This is a genomic window from Anaerocolumna xylanovorans DSM 12503 (assembly GCF_900143645.1).
In the GTDB taxonomy this organism is placed as follows: domain Bacteria; phylum Bacillota; class Clostridia; order Lachnospirales; family Lachnospiraceae; genus Anaerocolumna; species Anaerocolumna xylanovorans.
This window is the reverse complement of the sequence record NZ_FRFD01000004.1, coordinates 418,084-431,917: the sequence shown is the minus strand read 5'-3', so window position 1 is coordinate 431,917 and position 13,834 is coordinate 418,084. Positions and strand designations below refer to the sequence as shown.

Here is a 13,834-nt window from a genome sequence, read left to right as displayed (position 1 = left end):
AAGGTGCAGAATATATGTCGAATGATTTAACTTCAGGGAAACCAATGAAATTAATTATTGGCTTTACCATTCCAATCCTGATTGGGAATATTGTTCAGCAGCTCTATTATGTAATAGATTCCATTATCGTAGGACAATATCTGGGAATGAATGCACTTGCAGCTGTAGGCTCTACCGGTTCCCTCACCTTTTTGGTTATCGGGTGGATCATGGGAATGACCGGAGGATTTGCCATCATAATAGCACAGCATTTCGGAGCCGAGGACATGGAGGGCGTAAGGCATTATGTGGCGATGTCCTATTATCTGTGTGCGGTGATGGCAGTTATTATGACAGTTGGTCTGTTACTGACAAACCGCTGGATACTTACTATAATGAATACACCAAAGGAAATCTTTCAGGACACCTATCATTTTATTACAATTATATATATAGGGATAACAGCTACAATAGCTTATAACATATTAGCGGCAGTATTACGGGCATTGGGTGACAGTAAGACTCCGCTTTATTTTTTACTGCTTTCCTCTGTCTTAAATATTATACTGGACTACCTCTTCATTGCCGGATTATCCATGGGAGTGGAAGGTGCAGGCTATGCGACAGTGATATCACAGGCATTTGCTTCTTTTCTATGTCTGATATATATGCTGAAAAAGTATCCGGTTCTGCGGTTAAAGAAGAAAGATACCCGTTTCTCCTGGAAAAGTGTAACAAAATTAGTAGGAATGGGGGTGCCGATGGGCCTTCAATTTTCAATAACAGCAATAGGGGCCATGATTGTTCAGGTAGCGTTGAATGGATTGGGACCTAATTACATAGCTGCGTTTACAACTTCCAGTAAGATTCAAAATATTATTACCCAACCCCTGCCGTCTCTGGGAGCCAGCTTAGCCACTTATGTCGGACAGAATACAGGGGCCGGGAAGATGCATAGGGTAAAAGAGGGAGTCCGGTCAACCATTATATTGACTGTGATTTTCAGCTTAGTATCAATGGTGGCTGTACTTGCTTTTGGGGAGCCGTTAATAAAGTTGTTTGGTGCGGGAGATAATCAGATAGTGATTGAAAAAGCAAGAGTATCTTTCCAGGTAGTTGCAGGCTTTTATATCTTTTTAGGGCTTATCTTTGTATATAGAAATGCCCTGCAGGGCTTAGGAGACGGGCTGCTTCCGATGCTGGGAGGAATTTTTGAATTGTTTGCAAGATGGCTGGTTGTACTCCTGCTTGCAAAGCGCTTTGGCTATCTTGGAATCTGCTTTGCAAATCCGGTTGCCTGGATATCTGCTTTGATACCGATAATACCTGCTTATTACTACAGGATAAAGAAATTAAGCAAATCAAACAATAATCTGCCTTAGTATATGTGAGAAATCTAAAACGCTCTATCGTTCCCAAAAGATAGGGCGTTTTTTATAACCAAATAATTTTCGCTGACAAATGTCATTTTATACGTTGACATTTGTCAGCGAAAGTGTTATGGTAAGAATGTGGAATATGGAAGATGAAAGCACGCGTGGTATGGTAAGGATGCCATACCACGAATATTGGAGGTGAATAATGGGTCATAAGGAAAACTATGAAAGAATACCGGATTCGGAATTATTAATTATGCAGATTATATGGCAGTCAAAGAAAGCCATTGGGACAGGCAGAATCGTTGAACTGGTATGTGAACAAAAGGACTGGTCCCGTTCTACAGTACAGGTTCTGCTGACACGGCTTGAAGAGAGGGGATTTGTTGAAATTAAGAAAAGAGGCCGGCTTAACTATTATATTCCCCTGATTAAGGAAGAAGAGTATTTATCAAAGGAAACGAAAACATTTTTAGAACAGTTTTACGGCAATTCCTATAAGAAGCTGATTGCCTCTTTGGTTCAAAGCAAAGAAATCACGGAGGAAGATATTGAAGATATTATCCATATTATAAAGGATGCAAAAGGAGGTGAAGAGGTTGAGTAGCCTTTTTCTTACGGTATTAAGTTTATCCCTGGCATGTTCTTTGGCTATTTTATGCGTCATTTTATTAAATAAGATATTCCGGAAGAATTATTCAAGACAGTGGATATATATTATTTGGGCGGTGATAGCCCTTCGGCTTATAGTACCCGTTAATATCGGAGTCATTGATCTTCCAAAGATTTTAAATATTGATATAAACAGTCAGGAGGTTATTCCGGCCGCTGATAGTGCAGCGAATACGAACAGTATACAGTCAGGCGGTGATACAGCAGGGAAAACAGGACAGCCATCAGCTGACGTTGTTTCTAAGGAGGAAAATGCAGCTAAGCCGGATACAGTTACGAAAACGGAAGTAATGACCAATAAGGAAATGCCTGCACAAAAGGGGCTTTCATTTCCGAAAGCAGATACAATGGCTGTAATTTGGATAGCCGGTGTAATTCTTTTTCTATTCTACCATATGACAGCTTATCTTTATTATAGAAGAAAAGTTGCAAGGTGGAGCATAGCATTGCAAAACAAGGAAGTATTGGAACGATTTAACGGCCTTTGCCAGGAGATAGGCATAAAGCGGAAGATAAAACTTGTAACGAGTACGCAAGTCCCATCGCCGGTTCTTATTGGTTTCCTAAGGCCCTGTATTGTATTGCCGATGGCGGATTTTACAGGGGAGCAGTATTATTTTATTCTAAAGCATGAATTGATACATTATAAACATCACGACCTGGCTTACAAATTTATATTACTGCTGGCAAATTCCCTGCATTGGTTCAATCCGTTGGTTTATTATATGGTTTATCTGGCAAACAACGATATAGAGCTATATTGTGATGAGACATTAGTAGCGCAGAAGAATCTGGATTATCGGGAGAATTACAGCAAAATACTGCTTCAGGTCATGACAGGTACCGGAAAGAATAACATACTTCTCTCTACCGGATTTAGCGGTAAGAAGAAACAGATAAAGAATCGGTTCTTTCAGATAATGAATGCCAAGCCTACGAAAAAAGGACTTTGCTTTATTGTTGGAATGGTTTGCCTGATTGTTTTGGCAGGAAACTTGGCCAGCCAGCTTTTACCGGCCAAAGCCAGCAATGTCCCGGTAAATGACATGCAGACGAATCTGATAAATAAAGAAGCGGCGTCTGACCTTTTGCAAGTCACAGCAAAACCCGGTAATATCCTGGTGGTTGGGATAGATGGAATCGGCGGATTAGACCGTGCAGACAGTATATTAGTTGCCGGTGTGAATCCTGATACAAAAGGAATATACCTGACCTCATTTTTGCGTGATATGTATCTGGAAATACCGGATCATGGAAAAAATAAATTAATGGCGGCTTATGAGCTGGGAGATGCTAAACTCGTTAAGGAAACCCTTGAAGCAAATTTCGGGTTTACTATCGACTATACCGTAACCGTTAATATGAAAGCTTTTGAAAACATCATTGATTCTATAGGCGGCGTAAATGTAGAGTTATCAGAAGAGGAAGCAGAATATCTGAATAGGACAAATTATATATCCAACAAGAAATACCGTACTGTAAAGCAAGGAGAGCAAATATTAAACGGAAATCAGGCACTTGGTTATGCCAGGATCCGGAAGGTGCCAACACTGCAAGGTGAAAGGGATGATTTGGGCCGAACAGCCCGCTTGAGAAAAATGCTCTCGGGGATTGTTGAGGAATACAGCAAAAAGGATATCAATGAGTTAATACCTATATGGAATAACGCACTGTCCTATGTTGATACTGACCTGACCCTGGATCAGATAATGCCCTATCTTACTATTGTTTTACAGAAGGAAGTCAAGACAAATACACTGTCAATTCCGGCGGAAGGCTCCTATACGCCAGGTGTACAGGACGGGATGAGCGTTCTGGTGCCCGACCTGGAAGCAAATAAAGCAGCTTTAGCACAAATATATAACTGAAACTTTAAAAAGCTGGTAAAGGCGGTATAGGAACCGCACTTTATCAGCTTTTTAATGTTTACTATGAACTTTCATTAACTTGAACATTTATGCTTACAAAGCGTCCTGGTATATGAAAGATAAATTAATATCCTGCTCATAATCCCCAAATTTTTGACCAAATAAGTTAAAACCGCCTGTATATACGGCATCATCCTTGTTTCCGATACGTACGGTAATAAAACTGTTATCCTTTAAAGACAGATCTGATAAACTGGTACGGCTGCTTTCTTCATTATTAATGAAAGCGGCTTTTTCCGTAAGTGTCAGAGTTGTAAGTAAACCGTACTGTGTTACTCCGTTCTCCCACCAGGAAGGATTAAGACGCCCTCTTCGTGCTCCAAAGTCACCGGGACAGCGCCAGGTGCCGCATTCATGTCCGTTAATCCATATGGTGATATCGGATTTCCAGTTTTCACGGTAATTGGCAGCTTCCGAGCAGGCTTCAAATGTCAGAACCAGCTGCTTTAGCTTAACATCAGATTCGATACCATATGGAAACTTGTATTCCACAAAGCCGCCTGCCGACCAGAGAAGCTGTGCATTAAAACGGGCAGGTAAAAAGAAATCGCCCGGGCGGTCTTCATAACCTATATAACCATTGGTATCTGCAAGACCGCAGGTCGGTATGATTTTGCAGTCAGTATAAGCACCTACAGGCATAGAAACGGTAGAAATCTGGTCAACTCCCGTGGACAAGCCGTTCAGGCGGATGTTTACAAAATCATTTTTCCGGCTGCATAATTTCATGGAGCCCCGGCATCCGGGCTGTTGTTCGACATGTATTAAGCTGGCACCTTCTAAAATGCGGACATGTAAGGCTGCTGTAGAAGCGGGGATTTGCAGCAGATCAGCTATTTCACCGATATTATAGCTGTTATAGTATAGTAGTTTTATTATTTTTATTCGATCCGGAGATGAAAGGGCTTTTGCAACAGTACATAGCACTTCTTCGTTATCTGCATTCAGATTGAGAATCTTTGGCATACTATTCCTCCAATAATATTGTTATAAAAAATAATAGCACAATATTGGAAATATGTCCATGAAATAATTAAAATAACAATAGAACAAAAATTATATTGAAAATAGGGAATTAAATCTAAAAAAATAAAATATTAAATAAAAATATTGACTTAAATGTATAAAAGTGATAACATTTGAATGAAAAGAAACAGCAATATTGTTGTAAATAAGAAAAGGAGGAAAGAGAAAACAGGAAAGCAACTGTCAATTTCAACAATATTATTGTTTTAAATAATTAGGAGGATAAAAGATGAAAAAGAGAATTTTAGCAACATTTATGGCAATTGTTTTAGGGATTTCTTTAACAGCATGTGGTGGTACGAATGCACAAAAGGGGACTGATGACGGGACATCAAAGGAAAGTGCGGAGAAACAGGATACAGAGGGAAAAAGCAATAGCCAGGGAGAACAAAAACTTATTGTTTGGGCCTGGGATAAAAACTTTAATGTGTATGCTATGAATAAAGCCGCTGAAATTTATAGTAAAAATCATGAAGGGATTACGGTAGATGTTCAGGACATTATGCCTGGTGATATTGAGACTAAGATTACTACGGCATTAGCAGCTGGTGATACAAGTACACTGCCCGATATCTTTTTATTACAGGATGTGACATTCCCTAAAATGCTGGAGAACTACACGAATGTTTTTACTGACTTATCAGGTAGTGGTATAGATTTTTCTCAATTTGCAGGGGCTAAGGTATCAAACTCTGTGATGGATGGTAAGAATTATGGCGTACCCTTTGATAATGGTGCCGTTGTTAATTTTTTGAGGACGGATTATTTAGAGAAGGCCGGATTTACAGCAGCTGATTTTACAGATATCACATGGTCGGATTGGCTTGCGAAGGCTAAGGTTGTAAAGGAAAAGACAGGTCTTCCTATGCTGATGTCCCAGGCGGGATCACCTAATATTATATATTTTATGATGCAGTCCTGCGGAGCTTCTTTCTTTGACAAGAATGGTAATGTGAATATTGCGAATAATGATATACTAAAACAATGTATTGATATTTATCTACAGATGATAAAGGATAAAACATTGGTTGAAGTGGCTTCATGGGATGAATTAATCGGAGGAATCAATAACGGTACTGCCGCAAGTGTTATCCAGGGTTGCTGGATGATGGCAACCATAACATCTCAAGCAGATCAATCCGGTAAATGGGCATTCGCTAATATGCCTAAACTGCAAGGTGTAGAAGGTGCTACGAATTACGCTAATAGTGGTGGCGCTACTTGGGTTGTCGCAGGTGTTGGTAAGCAAAAGGAATTAGCTATTGATTTCCTGAAGGAAACCTTTGCTGGAAGCACGGAACTATATGATGATTTGATTACAGCAGGAACGGGAGCGGTAGGTACCTGGAGTCCCGCCAAGGAGTCTGCGGTCTATAATCAGGCATCTGATTTCTTCGGTGGTGAAGCTGTTAACGCTAAAATCCTAGAATATGCATCAAAGATCCCTACTGTTATTAATACACCGTATGATGGAGATGCTCAATCTGCCGTTGGTGTAGCGGTATCTAATATAGTTCAGCAAGGCGCGGATATAGAATCAGAACTAAAAAGTGCTGAAGATACTGTAAAATTTAATATGGGAAATTAGTTGGAATAGGTCTGGTGCAGTGCACAGTGCAGCAGACCTACTTCTTCTATCTGCAAGAGCTATAGTTACCTGTTAAGTAAAGTATTTAGAAAGGGGGAAACCAACATGCAAAACAATAAAAAGGGATTGACATTATCCAGAAAGCATAATCTCATAGGGTGGGGATTTTTGCTGCCGGCTACATTGTTGATTGTTTTCATGAGCTTTTATCCTGGTATACAAGGATTTCTTTTATCTTTGCAGGTAGGACATGGGATGCAGTTAACTTTTGGGGGCCTAAAAAATTATGTCAGGATTTTAAAAGATCCTGTATTTAAGGAAGTGTTCTTTAATACTTTTTTCTATTTAATCATCCAAGTACCTATTATGCTGGTGCTTGCATTAATCCTGGCTTCCATGCTTAATAATAAACATTTAAGATGTAAAGCAATATTTCGTACTGCAATTTTTTTGCCTTGTGCAACTTCTTTGGTATCTTATTCTATGATCTTTCGTTCCCTGTTCACAACGGATGGATTGGTGAATAATATCATAAGAAGCTTTGGCATGCCATCCGTGAACTGGTTTGGTAATGAGTGGACGGCGAGAGGTGTTATTATTATTGCATTGATATGGAGGTGGACGGGTTATAATATGGTGTTCTATCTGGCAGGTCTGCAAAATATTGAATACTCTGTATACGAAGCGGCCAAAATTGATGGTGCAAGTCCGGCTCAATCTTTATTTAGGATTACTATTCCGTTGTTAAAGCCGACAATTCTTTTAACCGCAATTATGTCTACGAATGGTACATTACAGTTGTTTGATGAGTCGGTTAATCTGACCAGCGGAGGGCCGGGAAGAGCTACCATGACACTGTCTCATTATATTTATAACACTTCATTTACAAATAACCCTAATTTTGGATATTCTGCGGCTATGTCCTTTGTAATAATGGTAATTGTTGCAATCTTAGCTTTTGTTCAGATGAAAGTAGGTGACAAGAGATGATAAGAAGAGGAAAAAGAGTTTTACAATATGTATTTTTAACAGTGGTATCCATCCTGTCGGTTTTTCCTATATACTATATGATCTGCGGAGCGACGAATAAAAGTGCTGATGTAGTTGGAGGGCGGTTATTACCTGGAAGCTATTTGGTGAGTAATTTCCAGAATCTTATTCTGCAGCAAAACTTAAGTGCTGCATTATGGAATTCGATAAGAAATGCAACGATCATGACGCTTCTTTCTTTGCTGATCTGTTCGATTGCCGGGTATGGATTTGAGATATATCATGATAAAGGAAAAGATTTGGTAATGGCAATCTTATTACTGGCTATGATGATTCCTTTTGCGGTTATTATGATACCCCTATTTCGCATGTTTTCCCACATGAAATTAATAAATACAATGACTGCTATTGTGCTGCCGGCGATATCAACGCCATTTCTTATTATGTTATTCCGACAAAGTGCTCGATCATTTCCTCATGATATTATTGAGGCGGCGAGAATTGATGGATTAAATGAGATGGGAATTTTCTTTAGAATGTTTATACCGACCATGCGATCTACTTATGCAGCGGCCATGACCATTACCTTTATGGGAGCTTGGAATAACTATCTCTGGCCTAAGATTGTTCTGCAAACGAATAATTCTATAACGATGCCGGTATTGGTGGCTAATTCTATGGGTGGACACTATGTGGATTATGGAATGCTTATGATTAGTGTTTTGATATGTACGATACCAACAGCTATTATATTCTTTGCCTTGCAGAAAAACTTTGCAGAAGGAATTACCGGTGCTGTTAAATAAGAGAAAAATACTGGAGGGTTGCTATGGAAAACCAGGTGACATTTAGCGGATTTATTCATGGAGGAGATTATAATCCAGAGCAATGGCTTGAACATCCTGAGATATTAAAGAAAGATATTGAATATTTCAAGAAGGCAAGTATTAACGAGGTATCTGTTGGCATCTTTTCATGGTCGGTATTGGAACCTGAAGAGGGCCGTTTTCATTTTGAATGGATGGAAAAAATAATTGATGATATGTATCAGCAGGGAATCTCAGTATTTCTTGCTACACCTTCAGGAGCAAGACCTAAATGGCTGGCGGATAAATATGAAGAAGTACTTAGGGTAAATGAAAACAGACAGAGAAATTTATTTGGATCAAGGCATAATCATTGTTATACCTCTCCTGTTTATAGAGAAAAAGTAAGAATAATCAATATGGAATTAGCTAAGAGATTTGGTAAGCATCCAGGGGTTAAATTATGGCATCTGTCAAACGAGTATAACGGAGAATGTCACTGTCCTCTCTGCCAGAAAGAATTTCGCAATTGGCTGAAGAAGAGATACGGGAGTATTGAGCATTTAAATGATTGCTGGTGCACAACATTTTGGAGCCATACTTATCAAAGCTTTGAACAGATTGAAAGCCCCTCGATGCGAGGGGAGACCCTGCTTCACGGACTGACTTTGGATTGGCGTAGATTTGTAACACAAAGAACTATTGATTTTATAAAATGGGAGATTCAGACTTTGCGGGATGGTGGTTCTGACAAGCCGGTAACTACTAATTTAATGTATGATTTTACGGGCTTTGATTGCCATCAATTAGCTAACGAACTGGATATTGTCTCCTGGGATTGCTATCCTGAGTGGCAAAAGGATCCTGAGTGGATTACTGCCTCACGGGCAGGGATGCAGCACGATATTATGAGAACATTGCTAAAAAAACCATTTTTGCTCATGGAATCCTGTCCATCTGCTACCAGCTGGCAGGCTGTTAATCATTTGAAAAAGCCGGGACTTTTAAAAGCATCATCTCTTCAGGCTGTTGCCCATGGTTCGGATAGTGTTCAGTACTTTCAACTTCGGCAAAGCAGAGGAGCTTCAGAGAAATTTCATGGAGCTGTGATTGACCATTATGGCGGTGATGATACAAGAGTTTTTCAAGATGTCAGTGAGATTGGCAGGGGGTTGGAGATGATCAAAGAAATATCCGGAAGCGGTACCATAGCTGAAGTTGCAATTGTACATGACTGGCAGAGCCGGTGGGCATTGGAAAATTCCATGGCTCCAAGAAATGAAAATATGTATTATTTGGCGACTGTAGAGAAGATTTACGGAGCTTTGAAACGATATGGAATAAATATCGATATAGTAGATATGTCGCAAGAGATAAAAGGCTATAAGTTAGTCATAGCACCAATGTTATATATGCTAAGGAATAAATTTGAGGAGAAAATTGAAGAGTTTACCAGAGAAGGAGGAGTGTTTTTAACAACCTACTGGACGGGAATCGTTGATGAATATGACCGTTGTTATTTAGGAGGAACTCCTTACGGACTTATGAAAGTTCTGGGTCTTAGAAGTACAGAAATAGATGCTTTATTTGACTGGGAAGAAAACCATATTGCGAAGAGCGGTAAAATAATTCCGGAATTAAAGGAAAGATATCACTGCAAGAATCTATGTGATTTAGTGAGTACCTCAACAGCTGAAGTTCTTATGGAATACGGTGAGGATTTCTATAAAGGAATGCCGGCTTTTACAGTAAATTCTTACGGTGGCGGAAAGGCATATTATGTATGTGCAGATATGGATGAAGACTTTTATCTGGATGTTTTTGGAAAGTTGATAAATGAGGCACAAATAGCTCAGGTGATAAAGGATTTGCCTGTAGGTGTGGAAGTAAATATAAGAGAACAGGAAGGTATTCGCTATGTATTCATTCAAAATTATCAGCAACATTCTGTTACGCTTCAGCTTCCGGAGGAAGAATATTCAATCATATACGGGGATTATAAAGGAGGGGAACTTGAAAGCTTTGGGACTCTTATTTTAAAAATGAACAATCCAAATAAGCATGAGTCTTGTAGCTTGTCTGGATTCTGAAAAAAAGAGTTTCTTGAAAGAAAGATATGATATTGAGACAATTACATTAAAAACCATCATGAATAGGATATTAAATATAGTAAGTGGTGGAAAGGCAGTAAAATAATTATAGAGGTTATAAAAACAGATGTATTATCTAGATGGGGCATGTACATCAATTGGATAAAAAGGATGCTACATTTATCAGGATGAAGCAATAAGAAGTTGGGAGAAAAAAATGAAAGAGATTTTAAGGACAGAATATCCGAGGCCACAATTTGTACGGACAGCTTGGATGACTCTAAACGGTATGTGGGATTTTTCCTTTGAGAAGGAGACATATGATCAGAAAATCTGTGTACCCTTTGCATATGAAGCGAAACTATCCGGTATAGAAAAAAGAGATTTGCATGAGATGGTCTGGTATCGCCGTACATTTGCAATTCCAGAAGGGTGGAGCAAAAAACACATAATATTGCATTTTGGAGCAGTAGATTACGAATGCAGAGTCTGGGTTAATCACCAGCTTGCCGTATACCATATTGGAGGGCAGACAGGCTTTTCAGTTGATATTACGGAATTACTTGTTGCCGGTGAAAATGAGCTGCGGGTGTGTGCAAAAGATTATCCTAAGGAATTGGATATACCAAGGGGCAAACAGTTCTGGAAAGAAAAGTCTGAAAGCATTTTTTACACAGCCACTACCGGGATATGGCAAAGTGTATGGCTGGAGCCAGTGCCTGAAAAACATATCAGACAGGTATTCATTACGCCGCTTTTTGATGAAAAGTCAGTAAAGTTTGAATATGAGACAGAAAAAGGTAAAGGATGTGTTCTGGAAACCCTTATTACTTATAACGGCAAGCTTGCCAGCCAAATTACAACTTCTCTGCAAAATGAGAAAGGCAGCTTTACAGTTACATTGGATGAGTCAGTACTTGGCTGCTGGAATATCGTAGAAGATCTGGCATGGACGCCGGAGAAACCAAGATTATTTAATGTCGAGTTTTGCTTAAGAGAAGAGGGAAGCCAGTCAGATAAGGTACAGTCTTATTTCGGAATGAGAAAAGTGTCTGTTGAGAATGGAAGATTTCTGCTAAATAACCGGCCTTATTATCAGAAATTACTGCTTGACCAGGGGTACTGGCCGGATGGTCTTCTGACGGCACCTTCAGATGATGCTTTTATTGAAGATATCATGCTTGCCAAGGAAATGGGATTTAATGGTGTCCGTAAGCATCAAAAAGTAGAAGACCCGAGATTTTTGTACCATGCGGACCGTTTAGGACTTCTGGTCTGGGGGGAGATTGGAGCAGGCTATGCTTATTCACGCCGTCTTGCGGCAGACACCATGCAGGAATGGGTAAATGCCGTAATAAGAGATTATAACCACCCTTGTATTGTAGTATGGACACCTTTGAATGAATCATGGGGAGTATTGGAAATAGCAGAGAGCACCAAGCAGCAGAATTTTTGCAAAGCGCTTTATGCTGCTACGAAAGCGATTGATACCACGAGACCGGTAAGCGATAATGACGGCTGGGAACATGTTGAAAGTGATTTGCTGACAATTCATGATTATGAGTCTGACAGCGGGATTCTGTCAAAAAGGTATAGTACGCTGGAACAAATATTAAAGGCGCAGCCAGGGGGAAGAGCTCTGTATACAGGCGGGGGGCAATACAATGGCGAGCCGATTATTATTAGTGAATTTGGCGGTATTTCTTTTGATAAAAACGGTACGAAAGGCTGGGGATATTCTGTTGCGGAGTCGGAGCAGGAATTCCTGGAAAGGTATTATGAGGTTGTGTCACCGCTGCTGCAATCAGAGAATGTTCAGGGCTTCTGCTATACACAGCTAACAGATGTTGAACAGGAAATTAATGGCCTGCTGACATATGACCGAAAGCCGAAAGCCGATATGGAGAAAATTCGGAAAATTACCGACGGTAATTTATTGACTGCCACCTTGGGGGATGGTTTATAATGGTCTTGGAGGTGAGGCATATGCTGATAAAACAGGCAGGCAAGGCAGCAGGGCTTACGAAAAAAGCCATAGAATACTATACGGAACAGGGACTGACAGCTCCGTCCGTTTTAGAAAACGGTTACAGGGATTACAGCGAAGAAGATATCAATAAACTAAAAAAGATTTCTGTTCTTCGCAAGCTGGGACTTGGTATGGAAGAAATAAAAGAAGTATTAGAGGATAAGACGGAAACTGCCTTAAAAAGACTGACGGTACAAAAAGAGCTGTTGGTTCAAAGGGAACAGGAGAAGAAGAAAATCCTTGATAGATTAAGCTGTGGCGGGGATTATTCTAAAATCAGTGAAGACTTAAAAGCAATGGAAGAAAATTGCAATATTGCAGAGAGACTTTTGGAAGCATTTCCGGGGTATTACGGAAGGTTTACCTGCCTGCATTTTGCACGTTTCTTAAAGGAACCTGCACTGACAAAAGAGCAGCAGGAGGCATATCAGGTAATCCTTTCCTTTCTCGATGATATCCCCTCCTTTGAATTCCCGGAGGATTTAAAGCAGTACTTTGAGAATGAGCTGTCGGAAATGGGTACGGAAGCTATTGACAAGATGTTAGGTGAAATGAAGAATTCCGTTGAAAACATCGAGGAATTTCTTACAGAGAAAAAAGATTTCATCGGAGAATACGTATCCTTTCGTAAGAGTGAGGCTTATCTGGAGTCTCCCGCCTATAAAATGACGGGGCTAATGAAAGATTTCAACAATACAAGCGGCTATTATACTGTGTTTATCCCTGCCATGGAGAAGCTAAGTCCCTCTTACAAACAATATCGTAAAGAGCTTGAGAAAGCTAATGAGAGGCTTCTGACGTTGTTCCCGGAGGCTGCCGATTTGAAATAAAAAATATCTTCCTTTGCAGTTTTGATATAGTCATGTGCGTTTGTCCATGTGATGACTTTATGTGACTTTGTCACAGAGAGAAAAAAGAAAAGGACTATAATAAAACTATAAATTGTATTGAGTCCAATTGAAATAGAAAACTGCAAAGGAGAGAAATAAAATGAGCGTACTGAAAATAACAAAGGATAATTTTAATCAGGAAGTAGTAGAATCGGACAAGCCTGTTTTGCTGGATTTTTGGGCTTCCTGGTGCGGACCCTGTAAAATGGTGGCACCTGTCGTGGAGCAGGTTGCAGAGGAAACTATAGATACCGTGAAAGTAGGTAAGGTGAATGTGGATGAGGAGCCGGAACTGGCACAGGCATTCCATGTAATGAGCATACCTACACTTGTAGTAATGAAGGATGGAAAAGTGGTACAAACCAGTGTTGGAGTAAAACCCAAGCAGGCTATTTTATCCATGCTCCCATAAGATAACATATCATAAAAGCCCCTGCCTTACCCTTAATGCACAGTCTTT

General features: G+C 39.8%; 11 protein-coding genes. 10 read left to right on the top strand and 1 reads right to left on the bottom strand.

What is annotated here, in order from left to right:
- Positions 1 to 14 precede the first annotated feature (14 nt).
- The 3 genes from BUF11_RS08025 to BUF11_RS08015 all read left to right on the top strand — a co-directional run bounded on the left by BUF11_RS08025 (position 15) and on the right by BUF11_RS08015 (position 3,895).
- The gene (locus BUF11_RS08025) at positions 15 to 1,361 is read left to right on the top strand and encodes an MATE family efflux transporter (protein ID WP_073588306.1); all 1,347 of its coding nucleotides are present in this window, start codon (positions 15 to 17) and stop codon (positions 1,359 to 1,361) included.
- A 199-nt stretch (positions 1,362 to 1,560) separates the two neighbouring features.
- Positions 1,561 to 1,962: a BlaI/MecI/CopY family transcriptional regulator gene (locus BUF11_RS08020; RefSeq protein WP_073588305.1), complete on the top strand. Its 402-nt coding sequence runs from the start codon at positions 1,561 to 1,563 to the stop codon at positions 1,960 to 1,962.
- The gene (locus BUF11_RS08015) at positions 1,955 to 3,895 is read left to right on the top strand and encodes a M56 family metallopeptidase (RefSeq protein WP_073588304.1); all 1,941 of its coding nucleotides are present in this window, start codon (positions 1,955 to 1,957) and stop codon (positions 3,893 to 3,895) included. Before BUF11_RS08020 ends, BUF11_RS08015 begins: the two co-directional genes overlap by 8 nt.
- 93 nt (positions 3,896 to 3,988) lie before the next feature.
- On the opposite strand, the gene BUF11_RS08010 is transcribed toward BUF11_RS08015, so the two are convergent.
- The gene (locus tag BUF11_RS08010; RefSeq protein WP_084558548.1) at positions 3,989 to 4,921 is read right to left on the bottom strand and encodes an ArsR/SmtB family transcription factor; all 933 of its coding nucleotides are present in this window, start codon (positions 4,919 to 4,921) and stop codon (positions 3,989 to 3,991) included.
- A 289-nt stretch (positions 4,922 to 5,210) separates the two neighbouring features.
- Here BUF11_RS08010 and BUF11_RS08005 point away from each other — a divergent pair, with 289 nt between their 5' ends.
- From BUF11_RS08005 to trxA, 7 genes are all read left to right on the top strand, one after another.
- Positions 5,211 to 6,569: an ABC transporter substrate-binding protein gene (locus tag BUF11_RS08005; RefSeq protein WP_073588303.1), complete on the top strand. Its 1,359-nt coding sequence runs from the start codon at positions 5,211 to 5,213 to the stop codon at positions 6,567 to 6,569.
- Between the two features lie 105 nt (positions 6,570 to 6,674).
- Positions 6,675 to 7,559, top strand: coding sequence for a carbohydrate ABC transporter permease (locus BUF11_RS08000; protein ID WP_073588302.1), 885 nt, complete (start codon positions 6,675 to 6,677; stop codon positions 7,557 to 7,559).
- On the top strand, positions 7,556 to 8,365 hold the full coding sequence (locus BUF11_RS07995; protein WP_073588301.1) for a carbohydrate ABC transporter permease: 810 nt from the start codon (positions 7,556 to 7,558) through the stop codon (positions 8,363 to 8,365). The genes BUF11_RS08000 and BUF11_RS07995 overlap by 4 nt, the downstream gene beginning before the upstream one ends.
- Positions 8,366 to 8,388: 23 nt before the next feature.
- Positions 8,389 to 10,455 (top strand): beta-galactosidase, encoded by a 2,067-nt coding sequence (locus BUF11_RS07990; RefSeq protein ID WP_073588300.1) that lies wholly within the window; start codon positions 8,389 to 8,391, stop codon positions 10,453 to 10,455.
- Between the two features lie 217 nt (positions 10,456 to 10,672).
- Positions 10,673 to 12,421, top strand: a complete 1,749-nt coding sequence (locus BUF11_RS07985; protein WP_073588299.1) for a glycoside hydrolase family 2 protein — start codon at positions 10,673 to 10,675, stop codon at positions 12,419 to 12,421.
- 20 nt (positions 12,422 to 12,441) lie between these two features.
- Positions 12,442 to 13,314: a MerR family transcriptional regulator gene (locus BUF11_RS07980; protein ID WP_073588298.1), complete on the top strand. Its 873-nt coding sequence runs from the start codon at positions 12,442 to 12,444 to the stop codon at positions 13,312 to 13,314.
- Positions 13,315 to 13,474: 160 nt separating this feature from the next.
- Complete coding sequence (gene trxA, locus BUF11_RS07975; RefSeq protein WP_073588297.1) at positions 13,475 to 13,786, top strand: thioredoxin; 312 nt, start codon at positions 13,475 to 13,477, stop codon at positions 13,784 to 13,786.
- The last annotated feature ends 48 nt before the right edge of the window (positions 13,787 to 13,834 follow it).

What these genes read in the sequence shown, in the direction of transcription:
- BUF11_RS07990 (WP_073588300.1), top strand. Translation starts at nt 8,389, where the DNA reads ATGGAAAACCAGGTGACATTTAGCGGATTTATTCATGGAGGAGATTAT.
- BUF11_RS08025 (WP_073588306.1), top strand. Translation starts at nt 15, where the DNA reads ATGTCGAATGATTTAACTTCAGGGAAACCAATGAAATTAATTATTGGC.
- BUF11_RS07985 (WP_073588299.1), top strand. Translation starts at nt 10,673, where the DNA reads ATGAAAGAGATTTTAAGGACAGAATATCCGAGGCCACAATTTGTACGG.
- BUF11_RS07995 (WP_073588301.1), top strand. Translation starts at nt 7,556, where the DNA reads ATGATAAGAAGAGGAAAAAGAGTTTTACAATATGTATTTTTAACAGTG.
- BUF11_RS08005 (WP_073588303.1), top strand. Translation starts at nt 5,211, where the DNA reads ATGAAAAAGAGAATTTTAGCAACATTTATGGCAATTGTTTTAGGGATT.
- BUF11_RS08020 (WP_073588305.1), top strand. Translation starts at nt 1,561, where the DNA reads ATGGGTCATAAGGAAAACTATGAAAGAATACCGGATTCGGAATTATTA.
- BUF11_RS08010 (WP_084558548.1), bottom strand. Translation starts at nt 4,921, where the DNA reads ATGCCAAAGATTCTCAATCTGAATGCAGATAACGAAGAAGTGCTATGT.
- trxA (WP_073588297.1), top strand. Translation starts at nt 13,475, where the DNA reads ATGAGCGTACTGAAAATAACAAAGGATAATTTTAATCAGGAAGTAGTA.
- BUF11_RS08000 (WP_073588302.1), top strand. Translation starts at nt 6,675, where the DNA reads ATGCAAAACAATAAAAAGGGATTGACATTATCCAGAAAGCATAATCTC.
- BUF11_RS07980 (WP_073588298.1), top strand. Translation starts at nt 12,442, where the DNA reads ATGCTGATAAAACAGGCAGGCAAGGCAGCAGGGCTTACGAAAAAAGCC.